Annotated in this window: 9 protein-coding genes; 8 read left to right on the top strand and 1 reads right to left on the bottom strand. The window is 69.7% G+C overall.

The window, feature by feature from the left end; genetic code table 11:
- Positions 1 to 200: 200 nt before the first annotated feature.
- Positions 201 to 2,441 (top strand): D-alanyl-D-alanine carboxypeptidase/D-alanyl-D-alanine-endopeptidase, encoded by a 2,241-nt coding sequence (gene dacB / locus BO221_RS44385; RefSeq protein ID WP_073567051.1) that lies wholly within the window; start codon positions 201 to 203, stop codon positions 2,439 to 2,441.
- 184 nt (positions 2,442 to 2,625) lie between these two features.
- Positions 2,626 to 3,144 carry a single-stranded DNA-binding protein gene (locus BO221_RS44380; protein WP_073566982.1) on the top strand — a complete coding sequence of 173 codons (519 nt, stop codon included), beginning with the start codon at positions 2,626 to 2,628 and terminating at the stop codon, positions 3,142 to 3,144.
- 114 nt (positions 3,145 to 3,258) lie between these two features.
- On the opposite strand, the gene BO221_RS44375 is transcribed toward BO221_RS44380, so the two are convergent.
- A complete protein-coding gene (locus BO221_RS44375) occupies positions 3,259 to 3,978 on the bottom strand; it encodes a succinate dehydrogenase (RefSeq protein WP_073566981.1) in 720 nt (239 codons plus the stop codon).
- 246 nt (positions 3,979 to 4,224) lie between these two features.
- Between BO221_RS44375 and BO221_RS44370 the strand changes: the two genes are divergently transcribed.
- The 6 genes from BO221_RS44370 (at position 4,225) to BO221_RS44345 (ending at position 14,216) form a co-directional block, all read left to right on the top strand.
- On the top strand, positions 4,225 to 5,124 hold the full coding sequence (locus tag BO221_RS44370) for an Hsp33 family molecular chaperone HslO (RefSeq protein ID WP_073566980.1): 900 nt from the start codon (positions 4,225 to 4,227) through the stop codon (positions 5,122 to 5,124).
- A gap of 97 nt (positions 5,125 to 5,221) precedes the next feature.
- Entirely contained in the window at positions 5,222 to 5,869 is a 648-nt protein-coding gene (locus tag BO221_RS44365; protein ID WP_073567050.1) for a phosphoribosyltransferase, read from the top strand.
- A 24-nt stretch (positions 5,870 to 5,893) separates the two neighbouring features.
- On the top strand, positions 5,894 to 7,810 hold the full coding sequence (selB, locus tag BO221_RS44360; RefSeq protein ID WP_073566979.1) for a selenocysteine-specific translation elongation factor: 1,917 nt from the start codon (positions 5,894 to 5,896) through the stop codon (positions 7,808 to 7,810).
- Positions 7,807 to 10,317, top strand: a complete 2,511-nt coding sequence (locus BO221_RS44355; protein ID WP_073566978.1) for an ATP-binding protein — start codon at positions 7,807 to 7,809, stop codon at positions 10,315 to 10,317. Before selB ends, BO221_RS44355 begins: the two co-directional genes overlap by 4 nt.
- On the top strand, positions 10,314 to 11,747 hold the full coding sequence (locus tag BO221_RS44350; protein WP_233166535.1) for a sigma-54 dependent transcriptional regulator: 1,434 nt from the start codon (positions 10,314 to 10,316) through the stop codon (positions 11,745 to 11,747). Before BO221_RS44355 ends, BO221_RS44350 begins: the two co-directional genes overlap by 4 nt.
- 1,635 nt (positions 11,748 to 13,382) lie before the next feature.
- Entirely contained in the window at positions 13,383 to 14,216 is an 834-nt protein-coding gene (locus tag BO221_RS44345; protein ID WP_073566977.1) for an N-acetyltransferase, read from the top strand.
- Positions 14,217 to 14,258 lie beyond the last annotated feature (42 nt).

Genomic DNA, 14,258 nt, shown 5'->3' with positions numbered 1-14,258 from the left:
GGTAGGCTCCTCCGTCGGGGAACCCGCCTGGCCGCCTGCTCGTTTTCTCTCGTGAGAAGAGAACACTGGTCCACAGATGGGGTAACGCTTTGCCGCCTGGTGGAAGGCCGGGCACCCACGAGGGCACTTCCGGTGAAGTGTCTCCCTTGCCGCTCCCCAGTCCGCCTCCCATAATGGCCCTCACCTTTCCCGGAGAGCACGTGCAGGTCCACCGAGCCAGAACCCTCTTGGCCGTGACGGTCGCCATTTTCGTCACGCTTCCGCGCGCGGGTGCCGCCGCGCCGGACGACAAGAAGCGCGCGGAGCGCGAGGCGCTCAAGGCCTCGTTGATCCAGGTGCTGCAGCGCGAGCCCCTCAACGCCAGCCGCGTGGCCGTCCACATGATGAGCCTCGATGACGGCAGCGTGGTGTTCAGCCACAACGCCGACGAGCTGCTCAACCCCGCCTCCAACGTGAAGCTCGTCACCTCGGCGGCGGCCCTCACCACGCTGGGGCCCGAGTACCGCTACGAGACCGAGTTCCTCGTGGAGGCCGAGTCCGATGGCATCAAGGCCAGGACGCTCTACGTGCGTGGCAAGGGGGACCCCTCCGTCACCACCGAGCGCCTCTACGGCATCGTGAACGAGCTCTTCCACACCGGCCTGCGCGAGGTGCAGGAGGTCATCGTGGATGACTCGTGGTTCGACGCCGAGCGCACGCCGCCGGGCTTCGATCAGGAGGACTCGGACCGGGCCTACATGGCGCCCACGGGGGCGCTGAGCCTCAACTGGAACGCGGTGGGCGTGTACCTGCGTCCCGGTGACGCCATCGGCGCCAAGGGCGTGGTGGAGGTCGAGCCGCAGAGCGACTTCTTCGTGGTGGAGAACGCGCTGACCACCGGCAACGCCCGGGCGCGCCGCTTCTCGGTGGCCTCGGACGCCGCGGGGGCGCAGCAGAAGATTGTCGTGCGGGGCCAGGTGCCGCTCGGCGGCGCCTACATGAGCGTGTACAAGAAGATCGACAACCCGCCCATGTACTTCGGCCAGACGCTCAAGCAGATGCTGAACGCGCGGGGCGTGAAGGTGAAGGGCAAGGTGAAGCCGGGCCTCACGCCGTCCAAGGCGAAGCTGGTGTACGTGGCCCAGTCGGAGACGTTCGACCTCATCCTCAAGCGGCTCAACAAGCTCTCCAGCAACTTCGTGGCCGAGACGCTCCTCAAGACGATGGGCGCCGAGGCGCGGGGTGCGCCGGGCAGCTTCGCCAAGGGCATCGACGTGGTGGAGGACTTCCTCTCGCGCGAGGTGGGCATCCCCCGCGGCACCTATGTGATGAAGAACGGCAGCGGCCTCAACGACGCCAACCGCTTCTCCGCCGCGCAGTTCGACCGGATCCTCCGCCACATGTACGAGCGCTTTCCGCTGGCGCCCGAGTACCTGTCCTCGCTGGGCATCGCCGGCAAGGACGGCACGCTGAAGTACCGTTTCGACGGCACGGAGGCGGTGGGCCGGCTGCGCGCGAAGACGGGCACGCTGGAGAACGTGTCGGCGCTGAGCGGCTACGTGCAGGCGGCCGGTGGGGAGAAGTTCATCTTCTCCATGATGGTGAATGACTACCCGGGCCGCTCGGGCCCCGTGGTGCGCGGGCTGGACGCGCTGGGCGCGGGCCTGGCCTCGGTGGGCTCCACGATGGGCCCCGGGCGCGCGGTGGCGGAGCTGGCCGGCGGCGAGCAGTCCAGCAGCCCCCAGGCGGAGGTGGTCAGCCGCGTGAAGACGTACCTGGCGCTGGGCAGCCAGCGGGATTCGCGCAACATCGGCTTCCTGCGCACGGCGTGGCGCAGCGAGAGGGATCCCGCGGTGCGGGCGGTGGTGGCCGAGAGCCTCTACCAGTCCAACCCGCAGGACTACCTCGGGGTGCGCACGCTGCTGGACAGCTACTCGGCGGGCACGGACGTGTATGGCCGGCTGCGCTCGGTGGCGCGGGAGCTGTCGGTGGACGTGCCGGGCCTGGGCAGCATGGTGGAGCTGGCGGCCAACGGCAACGCGGAGGCGCTCTCGCGCGTCATCGAGCTGGCCTCGGCCGCGTCGGGTGACACCACCTCCGAGACGGAAATGGCCGAGGGCCTGGGCGCGGTGGCGCGCACGGCGCCCGAGGAGCTGGTGCTGGCGCTCAAGGGGGCCGCGGTGAAGGATCGCGAGCTGGCCACCACGCTGCTGGCGCGCGGGCTGGTGCTGGCTGGCGAGGCGGATCATCCCTTCTGGAAGGCGCTGAAGAAGAGCCTGGGCTCCACCGACGCGAAGCTGGCGGAGTTCGCCCGCGGGCTGGATGGGGCGCTGTCGCGCAAGGTGGCCGAGGAGAAGGCGCCCAAGCCCTTGGTGCCCACGCAGGTGGTGGCTCCGGCCTCCGTCGTCCCGGTGGGCCCAGGGGCCGTCGAGCACACCGCCGATACCCGTCCGGGCGGGTGATGGAGGCGCTGGCCGCTCGGCCGCCCCTCGTCCCAGCACTGGAGAGATGACCGGGTGAATCCCTGTTCAGGTGGGGACTCGCCCGGTATGCTATAGGGCGAGTCCGGTGGTGGGTGTTGGGCCCCCACCCGACGCAATGTGTCCGGTCCGTGGTGGACCGGTCCTCGTGGAAAGGCAAGGCATCATGGCTGGAGGAGTCAACAAGGTCATCCTCATCGGCAACCTCGGCGCGGATCCGGAGGTGCGTTTCACCCCGGGTGGCCAGGCGGTCGCCAACTTCCGCATCGCGACCAGCGACACCTGGACGGACAAGAACGGCCAGAAGCAGGAGCGCACGGAGTGGCACCGCATCGTCGTGTGGGGGAAGCTCGCGGAGCTCTGCGGCGAGTACCTGAAGAAGGGCCGCCAGTGCTACGTCGAGGGCCGCCTGCAGACGCGGGAGTGGACCGACAAGGAGAATCGGAAGAACTACACCACCGAGGTGGTGGCCAACGCGGTGACCTTCCTCGGCGGCCGTGACGGCGCTGGAGCGGGCTCGGGCGGTGGTGGCGGTGGTGGTGGCCGCGGCGGGGGTTACTCGCAGCGTGGCGGTGGCCAGCAGCAGGGCGGTTACGACGACTACGGTCCGCCTCCCATGGGCATGGACGAGGGTGGCGGTGGCGGTGGCGGCGGCAACGGCGGGGACGACGACATCCCGTTCTAGGGCGGTACGCCCCGGCGCATGGAAGTGAAACGGCCGCTCCCGGGAGACCGGGGCGGCCGTTCGTCTTTCCGGAGCCCGGCGCGCGGGCTCCTCGTGAGCGCCAGGAGTGGGCGTCTAGTGGTCCGACACCACACCACGCGCCTGCATGATGCGCGCGCGCTCCTGCATGACCTGCTCGGTGCCACCGGCCTTGTAGAGCGCGAAGAGGGCGCCCCAGCCCATGCCGAGCAGCACGAGGAAGATGACGATGGACCAGGGCTCGAAGCGGCGCATGGAGCGCTCGGAGGCCAGCAGGCCCCAGCCCATGGCGAAGCCCTGGATGCCGTTGGCCAGGTGGTACGCCGTGCCCAGCACGCCCAGCGTGTAGACCATGATGGTGGGCGGGTGCCAGTGCATCTCGTAGGCGATGGCGGCGAAGGGCTCCGCGCCGCCGTAGATGAGGCGGGGCTGGAGGAAGGCCAGCCAGATGTGGGCGCCCAGGAAGGCGAGCACGCCCATGCCGGCCACGCGCTGAACGATGTACTTGACGTTGCCGTAGTAGGGGTAGGCGAGGTTGTTCGGCTTGAAGCTGAACATGCGCACCAGGCCCCAGCCGGTGTGGAAGAGCAGCGGCAGCATCACGATGAGGAACGTGAAGGCCTGCGCGTACGGGTGCTTGTACTCCGTCACCGCGCTCTGCCAGGCCGCGCCCCCGTAGAAGGCGGCGAGGTTGTCCCACAGGTGGTTCACCACCCAGATGCTCAGCGGCACCACGGCGAGGAACGAGCCCAGGCGGGACTGGAGGAGCGGTGTCTTCTGGGAAAGGTCGGTAGCGGTGGCGGCGTGCGTGCTCATCGATACTCCGGACATCGCGCGGTTGGGGGCCGCAGGAGAGACAGTCGGACGGACAGGGGGTTATAGCCGGTCCCGCGCGCGGGTAGGACTTTCTGCCATCAGAGAGGCCAGCCGGGGCGCACGAAGGTATCAGCCGGGGTGATGCGTGCCAGGAGGCCCCGCTGGCTGGCGCCCGGCCGGGGAAGCCCTGGGGCTGAATGTCATTGGCGAGCGACCCGCGGCTGGGCACGCTACCTTCCAGACGCTATGGCTGATGAACTCGTCAGTGGATTGTTGAAGGAAACCGACCTGCGCGTGGTGCTCGTCACCACCAGCGAGCTCGCCCGGAGGGCGCGCGAGCTGCACCGTTCCGCGCCGGCCTCGGCTTCGTTGATGGCGGAGGCGCTCACCGCCGGCGCCCTGCTGGGCTCGCTGCAGAAGAGCGACTCGCGCATCAACCTGCAGCTGGAGTGCGACGGGCCCCTGCGGGGCCTCTTCGTGGACGCGGACACCACGGGCGTGCTGCGCGGCTACGCCAAGAATCCCCTCGTGTCGCACCTGGGCGCCGAGGGCGAGTACCACTGGCGTCCCGCGCTGGGGAACAAGGGTTTCCTGTCGGTGCTGCGCGACCTGGGCGGGGGGGAGTACTACCGCTCGGCGGTGGAGCTCGAGGCCTTCGACCTGGCCAAGGATCTGCAGCACTACTTCACCACCTCGGATCAGCTGCCCACGCGCGTCTACCTCACCGTGCTGCCGGGCGTCGTCGACGGGGCCCCCGAGCCGCTGGGCACCGTGGCCGGCATGTTCCTCCAGCCGCTGCCGGACGGGGACCAGGAGGCCTTCCAGGAGCTGGGTGACCGGCTCGCCCGGGACTTCGAGTCCGCCGTGAAGGCGCACGCGGCCCAGGGGGCGGCGGCGCTCCTCAAGGCGTTGGTGCCCCAACCAGACCTGGAGGTGATGTCCCGCTACCCCCTGTCCTTCACGTGCAGTTGCAGCAAGGAGCGGGTGAAGCGGGCCCTGGTGACCATGGGCAGGGCGGAGTTGGAGGACATCCTCGCCAACGAGGGCGAGGCCAAGGCGGACTGCCACTTCTGTACGACGCACTACGTCGTCACCGGGGAGGAGATTCGCGAGATTTTGGCGGCGATGGCCCAGGCGACGAGCTGAGCCGGTCCTGGGGCAGGCAGGCGGGCTCCGGTGGGAGTGGCGGCACCGCGCGGCCCGGGGTATGACGCGGCCCGCACCCCAGACCGGAGTCCTCCCCGTGGCGACCAAGCGGGTAACGCCCACCAAGGGCACGAAGGGCAAGCCTTCCCAGAAGAAGCAGGTGGAGAAGCTCGTCTCCATCCCGTCGGACATGGTTCTCGCGCCCCAGGTGGAGGCGCCGCGCCAGCTGACGGGGAGGGACCAATCCCGCTCCAACCGGAGCGTCCAGGAGTTGTCCTGGGCGGAGTTCGACCGCGCGGTGCAGTCGCTCGCGCGCACCATCAGCCAGTCCTTCAAGCCCCAGGCGGTGGTGGGCGTGGCGCACGGCGGGGTGTTCGTGGGCGGAGCGCTGTCGAGCGCGCTCGGCTGTGAATTCTACCCGGTGCGCATCAGCCGCCGCAGCCGCGACAAGGGCGCGGTCAAGCCGAAGCTGAGCGGGGAGATGCCTCGCGAGCTCAAGGGCAAGCGCGTGCTCATCGTGGACGACGTCGTCTCCAGTGGCGACACGCTGGAGCTGGCCATCGCGCTGGCCCAGAAGGTGGGGGCCCGGGAGGTGAACACCGCCTCGCTGGTGGCGCGGCCCGGGGGCTTCACCCCGAACTTCTGCGCGCTGCCCACCGACTCGCTCGTCGTGTTCCCGTGGGACTACGAGTCCGTCACCGAGGACGGGCGCTTCGACGTGGACCCGGACAAGGCGGGCGCCTAGCCTGGAGGGAGAACCAGGGGCGAGATGATCATCGGCACCGCGGGGCACATCGATCACGGCAAGACGTCACTGGTCAAGGCGCTCACCGGTATCGATACCGACAGGCTCAAGGAGGAGAAGCGCCGGGGGATTACCCTTGAGCTGGGCTTCGCGCACCTGAAGCTCGACGATGGCACGGTGGCGGGCGTGGTGGACGTGCCCGGGCACGAGCGCTTCGTCAAGGCGATGGCGGCGGGTGCCGGCGGGGTGGACCTGGCGGTGCTGGTGGTGGCGGCGGACGAGGGCGTCATGCCCCAGACGCGCGAGCACCTGGACATCTGCCGGCTGCTCGGCGTGAAGGCCGGGGTCATCGCGCTCACCAAGTCGGACCTGCTGGTGGAGCTGGGCGCCGAGTGGCGCGCGCTGGTGGAGGCGGACCTGGCCACGCTGGTGGCGAGCACCTTCCTGGAGGGCGCGCCGGTGGTGCCCGTGTCCTCGAGGACGGGGGAGGGGATGGACGCGCTGCGGGCCGCGCTCACCCGGGTGGCGAGGGGACTGTCCTCGCGTCCCTCGGAGGGCCCCGCCTTCCTGCCGGTGGACCGGGCCTTCTCCATCAAGGGTTTTGGCACGGTGGTGACGGGCACGCTGCTGTCGGGCACCTTCGCGGTGGAGGACGCCGTGTCCCTGCTGCCGGGCCTGCCGGGCCCGTTGCGCGTGCGCGGGCTGCAGATGCACGGCGAGGCGGTGCAGAAGGTGGCGGCGGGCCAGCGCACCGCGGTGAACCTGACGGGCGTGGAGCCCGAGGCGATTGCTCGCGGCATGGTGCTGGTGAAGGCCGCCGAGGTGCCCGAGACGCGCATGCTGGACGTGGAGCTGAGTCTGCTGCCCGCGGCGGAGGAGGGACTCCCCAAGCGCCGCAAGCTGTTGCTGCACCTGGGCACCGCGCAGGTGGAGGCCACGGTGGCATTGTTGGATCTGGAGAAGCTGGAGCCGGGAGAGACGGCGCTCGCGCAGTTGCGGCTGTCCGAGCCGTTGGCGGCGTTGCCGGGCCAGCGCTTCATCCTCCGGGGCTCGCGCGTGCTGCCGGGCCGGGGCGCCACGCTGGCGGGTGGACGCGTGCTGTCCATCGTGCCGCCGCGCCGCCGCAAGGGAGGCTCCGAGGTGGTGGCGCCGCTGCTGGAGGCGGACGCGGGAGGCCAGGTGGCGTGGTTGCTGCGCCAGTCGGGCTACCGGGGCCTCACGCAGCAGGAGCTCTTCGCCCGCTCGGCGCTCGCGCCCAAGGTGCTCTCGAGGACGCTGGAGCTGGTGGGCGCGCGGGGCACGGCGTTGCTGGTGGACCGGGAGAAGCGGCTGTACGTCTCGGGCGAGGTGTTCGAGGGCCTGCAGGCGCGTGCCCTGGCGCTGCTCGCGGCCTTCCACGAGCGCGAGCCGCTGCGCGAGGGCCTGTCGCGAGAGGAGCTGCGCCAGCGGCTGTCGGGCGAGCTGGACGCGCGGCTCTTCACGCGGGTGGTGCAGGCGCTGACGGACGCGGGGAAGGTGGAGGTGGACAAGGAGGTGGTGCGCCTCAAGGGGCGTGGCCGCACGCTGTCGCTGGACGAGGACGCGGCGCGCACGCGGCTGGTGGCGGACCTCTCCGCGGCGGGCCTGGCGCCGCCCACGCTCAACGAGCTGGCCGAGCGGCTGCGGCTGCCGGCGGCCCGGGTACAGGAACTGCTCAAGGTGGCGATGGCCGAGGGCCGGGTGGTGCGGGTCAGCGAGGAACTGTTCTTCGACACGGGGGCGCTGGCGGGGCTGAAGGAGCGGCTGGTTGCCCACCTGCGCGAGAAGAAGGAGATTTCCACCCAGGCCTTCAAGGAGCTGGTGGGCCAGAGCCGGAAGTTCGTGATTCCCCTCTCGGAGTACTTCGACCGCGAGAAGGTGACGCTGCGGGTCGGAGAGAAACGGGTGCTGCGGCGCGCATGAGGACGAAGCGTTACAGCGAGGCGGGACTGCGAGACCTCCTCGAGTCCTTTGGCAACCCCATGTACGTGGCGCACGGGGGCCGGGTGTTGGTGGCCAACGAGGCCTACCTGGAGATGCTGGGGCGGAGCCGGGAGCAGGTGGAGGGCCAGCTCTTCCTGGAGTTCGTGCGTCCGGAGGATCGGGCGCGGCTGGAGGTGCGCCAGCGGCAGCGGGAGGAGGGAACGCTGACGGAACGGGACCCCCCGCGCTACCTCATGCCGAGGCCGGACGGGGGGACGTGGGAGGTGGCGTCCCACGTGCGGTACGTGGAGGTGGAGGAGGTGGGCCCGGCGATGCTCATCAACTGCCTGGTGCTGGGGCAGCGGCCGGCGGAGCTGGTGGTGGCCGAGCGCCTGGTGGAGACGAGCGCGGAGCTCGTCGCGGCCCGTTCGGAGGATGCGGTGCGGCGGGTGGCCCTGGCGGGCCTCACCCACGCGGGCTTCACCGCGAGCTTCCTGGTGCGCGACGGGGAGCGTTTCCTCGCCCGGGACGGAGCCCTGCCTCCGGAGGACGGGGCGCTGGGGCGGCAGGCGCTGTCCGAGGGGCGGCCCGTGTTCGGGCCCGCGCGGGATGGCTCCACTCCCGTCTACCTTCCGCTGGGCACCACGCTGTCGGAGGTGTTGTGGGTGTCCAAGGTGGGGTTGTCCCCGTCCTACGGCTCGGTGCTGGCGCTCTTCGCCAAGGTGGTGGGCGCGGCCCTCACCGACGCGCGGCTGCTGACGGACGTGGAGCGGGGCCGGTGGGAGATGGTGGCGGTGGCCGAGGCGGCGCGCTTCGTCGCCCAGCCCGAGCCGCCCTCGCCCGAGGAATTCCTCTCGCGCCTGGCCTCGCTGCTCGGCGCCGAGGCCGTGCTGCTGTACGCGCCTCGGATGCCCGAGGGCGCGCTCTTCCTCGCGGCGCAGGTGGGGCTGGATGGGGAGCTGCAGGTGAGGTTCGCCGTGCCGCTGGGCGGCCTGTCACCGTCCACGGTGGTGGCGCGGGGCGCGGTGCTCTCCAACGAGGCCGAGGAGCGCGCGTTGCTGGAGGCCACGGGCGGCCGTCTGGGCTGTGGCGCGGCGGTGCGTCTGGCGCATGGCGGCCACGCGCGGGGGCTCCTCCAGGTGCTGCGTCCGCCCGGGCGCCCCTTCGTCGGCGCGGACCTGCGGCTGCTGGGCACGTTGTCCGAGCTGTTGATGACGCTGTTGGATCAGCGCCGCCTGCGCACCGAGTCCGCCCGGCAGCTCGCGGACACGCGCCTGCTGCTGGACCTGGCGCGGACCACCACCGCCACCCTGGAGGTGGCCAGCATCCTGGACGTGGCGTCGGACTCCCTCGTGAAGCTGCTGGACGTCTCCAACTGCTTCATCCTCCTGCATGACGAGCAGGCCGGGATGCTGCGGGGCGCCGCCGCCTCCGCCACCCACCGCGACTTCTTCCGCTCCGTGGTGATTTCGGTGGATGACCCTGGCAGCGTCGCCGCGCGCGTGGCCCGCGAGCGCCGGCCGGTCTCCATTCCGGACCTGTCGAAGGTCGAGGGCATGGAGAAGCGCGAGCTCGTCCGCCGCTTCGAGGAGAAGGCCCTGCTGGCCCTGCCGCTCACCTCGCGCGAGGAGCTCATCGGCGTGGTGCTGCTGGACGACACGCGCCAGCCTCGCAACTTCGACACCGCCTTCGTCGAGCTGGCCGAGGCCACGTGCGGGCAGATCGCCCTGGCCATCGCCAACGCCCGGCTCTACGAGTCGCTCTGGGCTTCGTACGCGGAGCTGGCCGCGGCGCGCGCGGAGATGGTGCAGCGCGAGCGCTTCTCCGCGCTCGGCGAGCTGTCCGCCATCGTGGCCCACGAGGTGCGCAACCCGCTGGGCGTCATCTTCAACGCCGTGGCCTCGCTGCGCCGCCTGCTCAAGGCCGAGGGCGACGCCGCCATGTTGCTGGACATCCTCTCGGAGGAGAGCGACCGGCTCAACCGCATGGTGGGGGACCTGTTGGACTACACCCGCCCGCGCGATACCATTCTCCAGCCCGAGGACGTGCCCCGGGTGCTCCAGGACGCGCTGGACTCCGCGCGCGCCCAGCAACAGGGCTCCTCCAGCCGTGTCACCCTCGCCGTGGACGTGGCGGAGGACGTGCCCCGGGTGCCGATGGATCGCCGGCTCATCCGCCAGGCGCTCATCAACGTGCTGGTCAACGCCATCCAGGCCATGCCGCAGGGCGGGGTGGTGCAGGTGCGCGCCCGCCGCGAGGCCCATGGCCACAAGGACGTGCTGCGCATCGACGTGGCGGACCAGGGCTGTGGCATCCCCACCGAGCTGGTGCACCGCGTCTTCGAGCCCTTCTTCACCACCAAGGCCCAGGGCACGGGCCTGGGGCTCGCCGTGGTCAAGCGCAACGTCGAGGTGCACCACGGCGAGCTGGCCCTGGAGAGCACGCCGGGCCGTGGTACCACCTTCACCTTCCGTCTTCCCCTCACCCAGCCGACGAGCCCGCCGTGAACGACGCATCCAAGCCCCCGTCTCGTGGTTGCATCCTGGTCGTGGACGACCAGCGGAACATGCGCGCCACCACCGCGCTGCTCCTGCGTTCCGAGGGCTACACCGTCCTCGAGGCCGCCACCGGAGAGGATGCGCTCACGACGCTCTCGAAGGATGGCGTGGAGCTGATGCTGACGGACCTGAAGATGGAGCCCATGGACGGGCTCACCCTGCTGAAGAAGGCGCTGGAGGTGGCCCCGCGCCTGCAGGTCATCATGATGACGGCCTTCGGCTCCATCGAGACCGCGGTGCAGGCCATGCGCGAGGGGGCGTTCGACTACATCACCAAGCCCTTCAAGGATGGCGAGCTGCGCTACCGGGTGGAGCGCGCGCTGGAGCGGGCCCAGCTGCAGGCGACGGTGGCCCTGCTCACCGGCGAGTTCAACGAGCGCCACGGCCTGAGCGCGTTGGTGGGCCGCAGCCGGGCGATGAGCGATCTGTCGTCGCGCGTGACGCGTGTGGCGCAGAGCGACGCCACGGTGCTGGTGCAGGGCGAGAGCGGGACGGGCAAGGAGCTCGTTGCCCGCGCGGTGCACGCGCACAGCCGGCGCAAGGACAAGCCCTTCGTCCCCGTCAACTGCGCCGCCATCTCCGAAACGCTGCTGGAGAGCGAGCTGTTCGGCCACGCCAAGGGGGCCTTCACCGGCGCGGTGCGGGCACGGCGTGGCCTCGTGGAGGAGGCGAACGGCGGCACCCTCTTCATCGACGAGGTGACGGAGACGACGCCGGCCTTCCAGTCCAAGCTGCTGCGCACGCTGCAGGAGGGCGAGGTGCGGCGCGTGGGCGAGTCCACCTCCACGAAGGTGGACGTGCGGATTGTCGCCGCCACCAACCGGGACATCGAGCTGGAGGTGCGCGAGAAGCGCTTCCGGCAGGACCTCTACTACCGGCTCAACGTGGTGACGCTGCGGGTGCCGCCCCTGCGCGAGCGCCTGGATGACGTGCGCGAGCTGGCCGAGCACTTCCTCAAGCGGGCCAATGCGCGCAGCCCCAAGCCGAAGCGGCTGTCGGAGGCCGCGGTGGGACACCTGACGGGCTACAGCTTCCCGGGCAACGTGCGCGAGCTGGAGAACCTGGTGGAGCAGGCGGCGGCGCTGGCCGAGGGGGAGGAACTGCTGCCCGAGGACTTTCCGCTGAGCCCCAATACTCGCGTGGAGGTCAGTGGACCGGTGGGGAGCCCTCAGGTGTCCTCCCTGGACACCAGCATGCGGATGCCCACGCTGGCCGAGGCGGTGGAGGAAGCCGAGCGGCGGGCCATTGCCCAGGCCCTGGAAAGGCATGGGATGGACCTGGGCCGCGTGGCCGAGGAGCTTTCCGTCTCCTCCACCACGCTGTGGCGGAAGATGAAGCGCTTCAACCTGCGTCCGTCCGGGGCGGATCATCGGGACTGAATCCGCACGGGGGATGTCTGGAAGGGCACACCCCGCCAGGAATGAAATGCCCATTCAATCCTGAAAAACAGAAGTGCTTGAGATGATTGCGGTTTTTCACTTCTGCAAACGGATTGCAGGAATGCAATGGGCGGAGCGGGGCCTCGGTCGCCACTTGGATTGCTAAGTGCCTGAAGTTACTGGACTCTGAGATTCCAGAAGCGCTGGCATGATGAGTGCTAAGGAACAGACCCGGAGCACGTCGATGTAGCGCTGAAGAGGTTCCCCCCCACCACTTCAGTGTCTCCGATGAGCTTAATTTAGAAGAACCCGCGGCCCGGTCCCCTTCTTGAGGGTGCCGGGCCGCCTTCTTTTCTGGCCTCGAGCTCCAGCTCTGGAGCCTTTTCAGATCTGCAACTGCATTTCAGGTCTGCAATGCATGGCTGCAAGCCGCCCCGGCGCAGAGGGCGGGCTCGAAACGCCAGACACCTGGAATCACTGGGGATTCGAGTGCCGGAAGGGCTGGCACGGCGGGTGCTAAGGGTAGAGACAGAGCACGTCGAAGTGAGGCTGAAGAGGTTCCCCCCCACCGCTTCAGCACCTTCAGGTGAGCTTCCGAGAAGAACCCGCGGCCCGGTCCCCTTTCTGAGGGTGCCGGGCCGCCTTCTTTTCTGGCCTCGAGATCCAGCGCTGGAGCCTTTTCACATCTGCAACTGCATTTCAGGTCTGCAATGCATGGCTGCAATGAGGCGGGCGGCGCTGGGGGCAACCCGAGAAGCCAGGTGCCTGGAATCACTGGAGATTCGAGGCGAAGAAGGACTGGCACGGCGGGTGCTAAAGGGTAGAGACAGAGCACATCGAAGCGAGGCTGAAGAGGTTCCCCCCCACCGCTTCAGCACCTTCAGGTGAGCTTCTTGAGAAGACCTGCGGCCCGGTTCCCTTCCTGAGGGTGCCGGGCCGCCTTCTTTTCGGGCCCTGGGAGTTGCTTCCACCGCGCACCCGAGCACCGCGCACCCGAGGCCTTTTCAGATTTGCAAGGGCATTTCAGGGCTGCAATGCAGGGCTGCAATGAGGAGGGTGGCGCTGAGGGCGGCCCCAGGAGCCAGGTGCCTGGAATCACTGGAGATTCGAGGCGTGGAAGGGCTGGCACGGCGGGTGCTAAAGGGTAGAGACAGAGCACGTCGAAGTGAGGCTGAAGAGGTTCCCCCCCACCGCTTCAGCACCTTCCGGTGAGCTTTTAAGAAGACCTGCGGCCCGGTTCCCTTCCTGAGGGTGCCGGGCCGCCTTCTTTTCGGGCCCTGGGAGCTGCTTCCACCGCGTGCCCGAGGCCTTTTCAGATCTGCAAGGGCATTTCAGGGCTGCAATGCAAGGCTGAAATGAGGCGGGCGGCGCTGAGGGCGACCCCAGGAGCCAGGTACCCGGAATCACTGGAGATTCGAGGCGTGGAAGGGCTGGCACGGCGGGTGCTAAAGGGTAGAGACAGAGCACGTCGAAGTGAGGCTGAAGAGGTTCCCCCCCACCGCTTCAGCACCTTCCGGTGAGCTTTTTAAGAAGACCTGCGGCCCGGTTCCCTTCCTGAGGGTGCCGGGCCGCCTTCTTTTTATACGCTCCAGGATTCGCGCCCGGGCGATCGGCGCGGAGGAGGGGCCTTCCGACATGCGCGATGCGAACGGTGATGTGCCGGGGCTGCGGCCGGGGCGGGTGGAGGACCATGCCGGCTTCGTCCGGCTCTTCGGGGAGCTGGGGGTGGAGGAGTCACCGCCGCTGTTGGACGTCTGGGTGTCGGACCTCGTGAAGCGCGCCTTCTTCCTGGACGGGCCGGAGGGGGTGGCCGCGTACGCCCTCGTCGATGTCCTGGGAGAGACCGGCTACGTGGTGAACCTGGTGGTGGCGCCGGAGCAGCGGGGGAAGGGGTTGGGGCGGAAGGTGATGAGGGAGCTCGCGGCCTGGTTCCGGGCGAGGGGCTGCCGCGAGTGGATGCTGTACGTGAAGCCGGACAACGAGCCGGCGCTGGCGTTGTACGGCTCGGTGGGGATGAAGGCGGGGCGGCTGGAGACCACGTGGCGCCTGACGAGGGAGCACCTGGAGGCCCTTCCATTGGCGCCCGAGGCGCTCGAGGTGTTGCCCATGGTCGAGCCGGATTTCGCCCCGCTCACCCAGGCCTTCGGGCTGGTGCCGGGCAAGCTGGCCCGCTTCGCCACGCTGAGCACGCACCGGTTGCGGCGCCTGATGGACCCGGAGCACCCGGAGGTGGCCGGGCTGGGGCTGATGGATGTGAGGCCCCAGGCGCGCGTGCTGGTGCCCTTCTACTCGGCGACTCCGGCGCACGCGCGAGCGCTCCTGGAAGCGGCCTTCCTCGAGCTCGGGAGCGCGGAGGAGCTGCGCATGGTGACGGGGGACGTGGAGCTCGGGTCCCTGCTGCGGGAGGCGGGAGCGCGGGCCGTGCTGCGGACGCTGATGATGCGGGGGCCGCTGCCGGACCCGCAATGAAAACGCCCGGGCGGAAGCCGCCCGGGCGTGGGTGAATCAGGA

The organism is Archangium sp. Cb G35, assembly GCF_001896145.1.
Lineage (GTDB): Bacteria > Myxococcota > Myxococcia > Myxococcales > Myxococcaceae > Archangium > Archangium violaceum.
The sequence above is the reverse complement of the archived record's forward strand: the minus strand, read 5'-3'. Positions and strand labels throughout refer to the sequence as shown.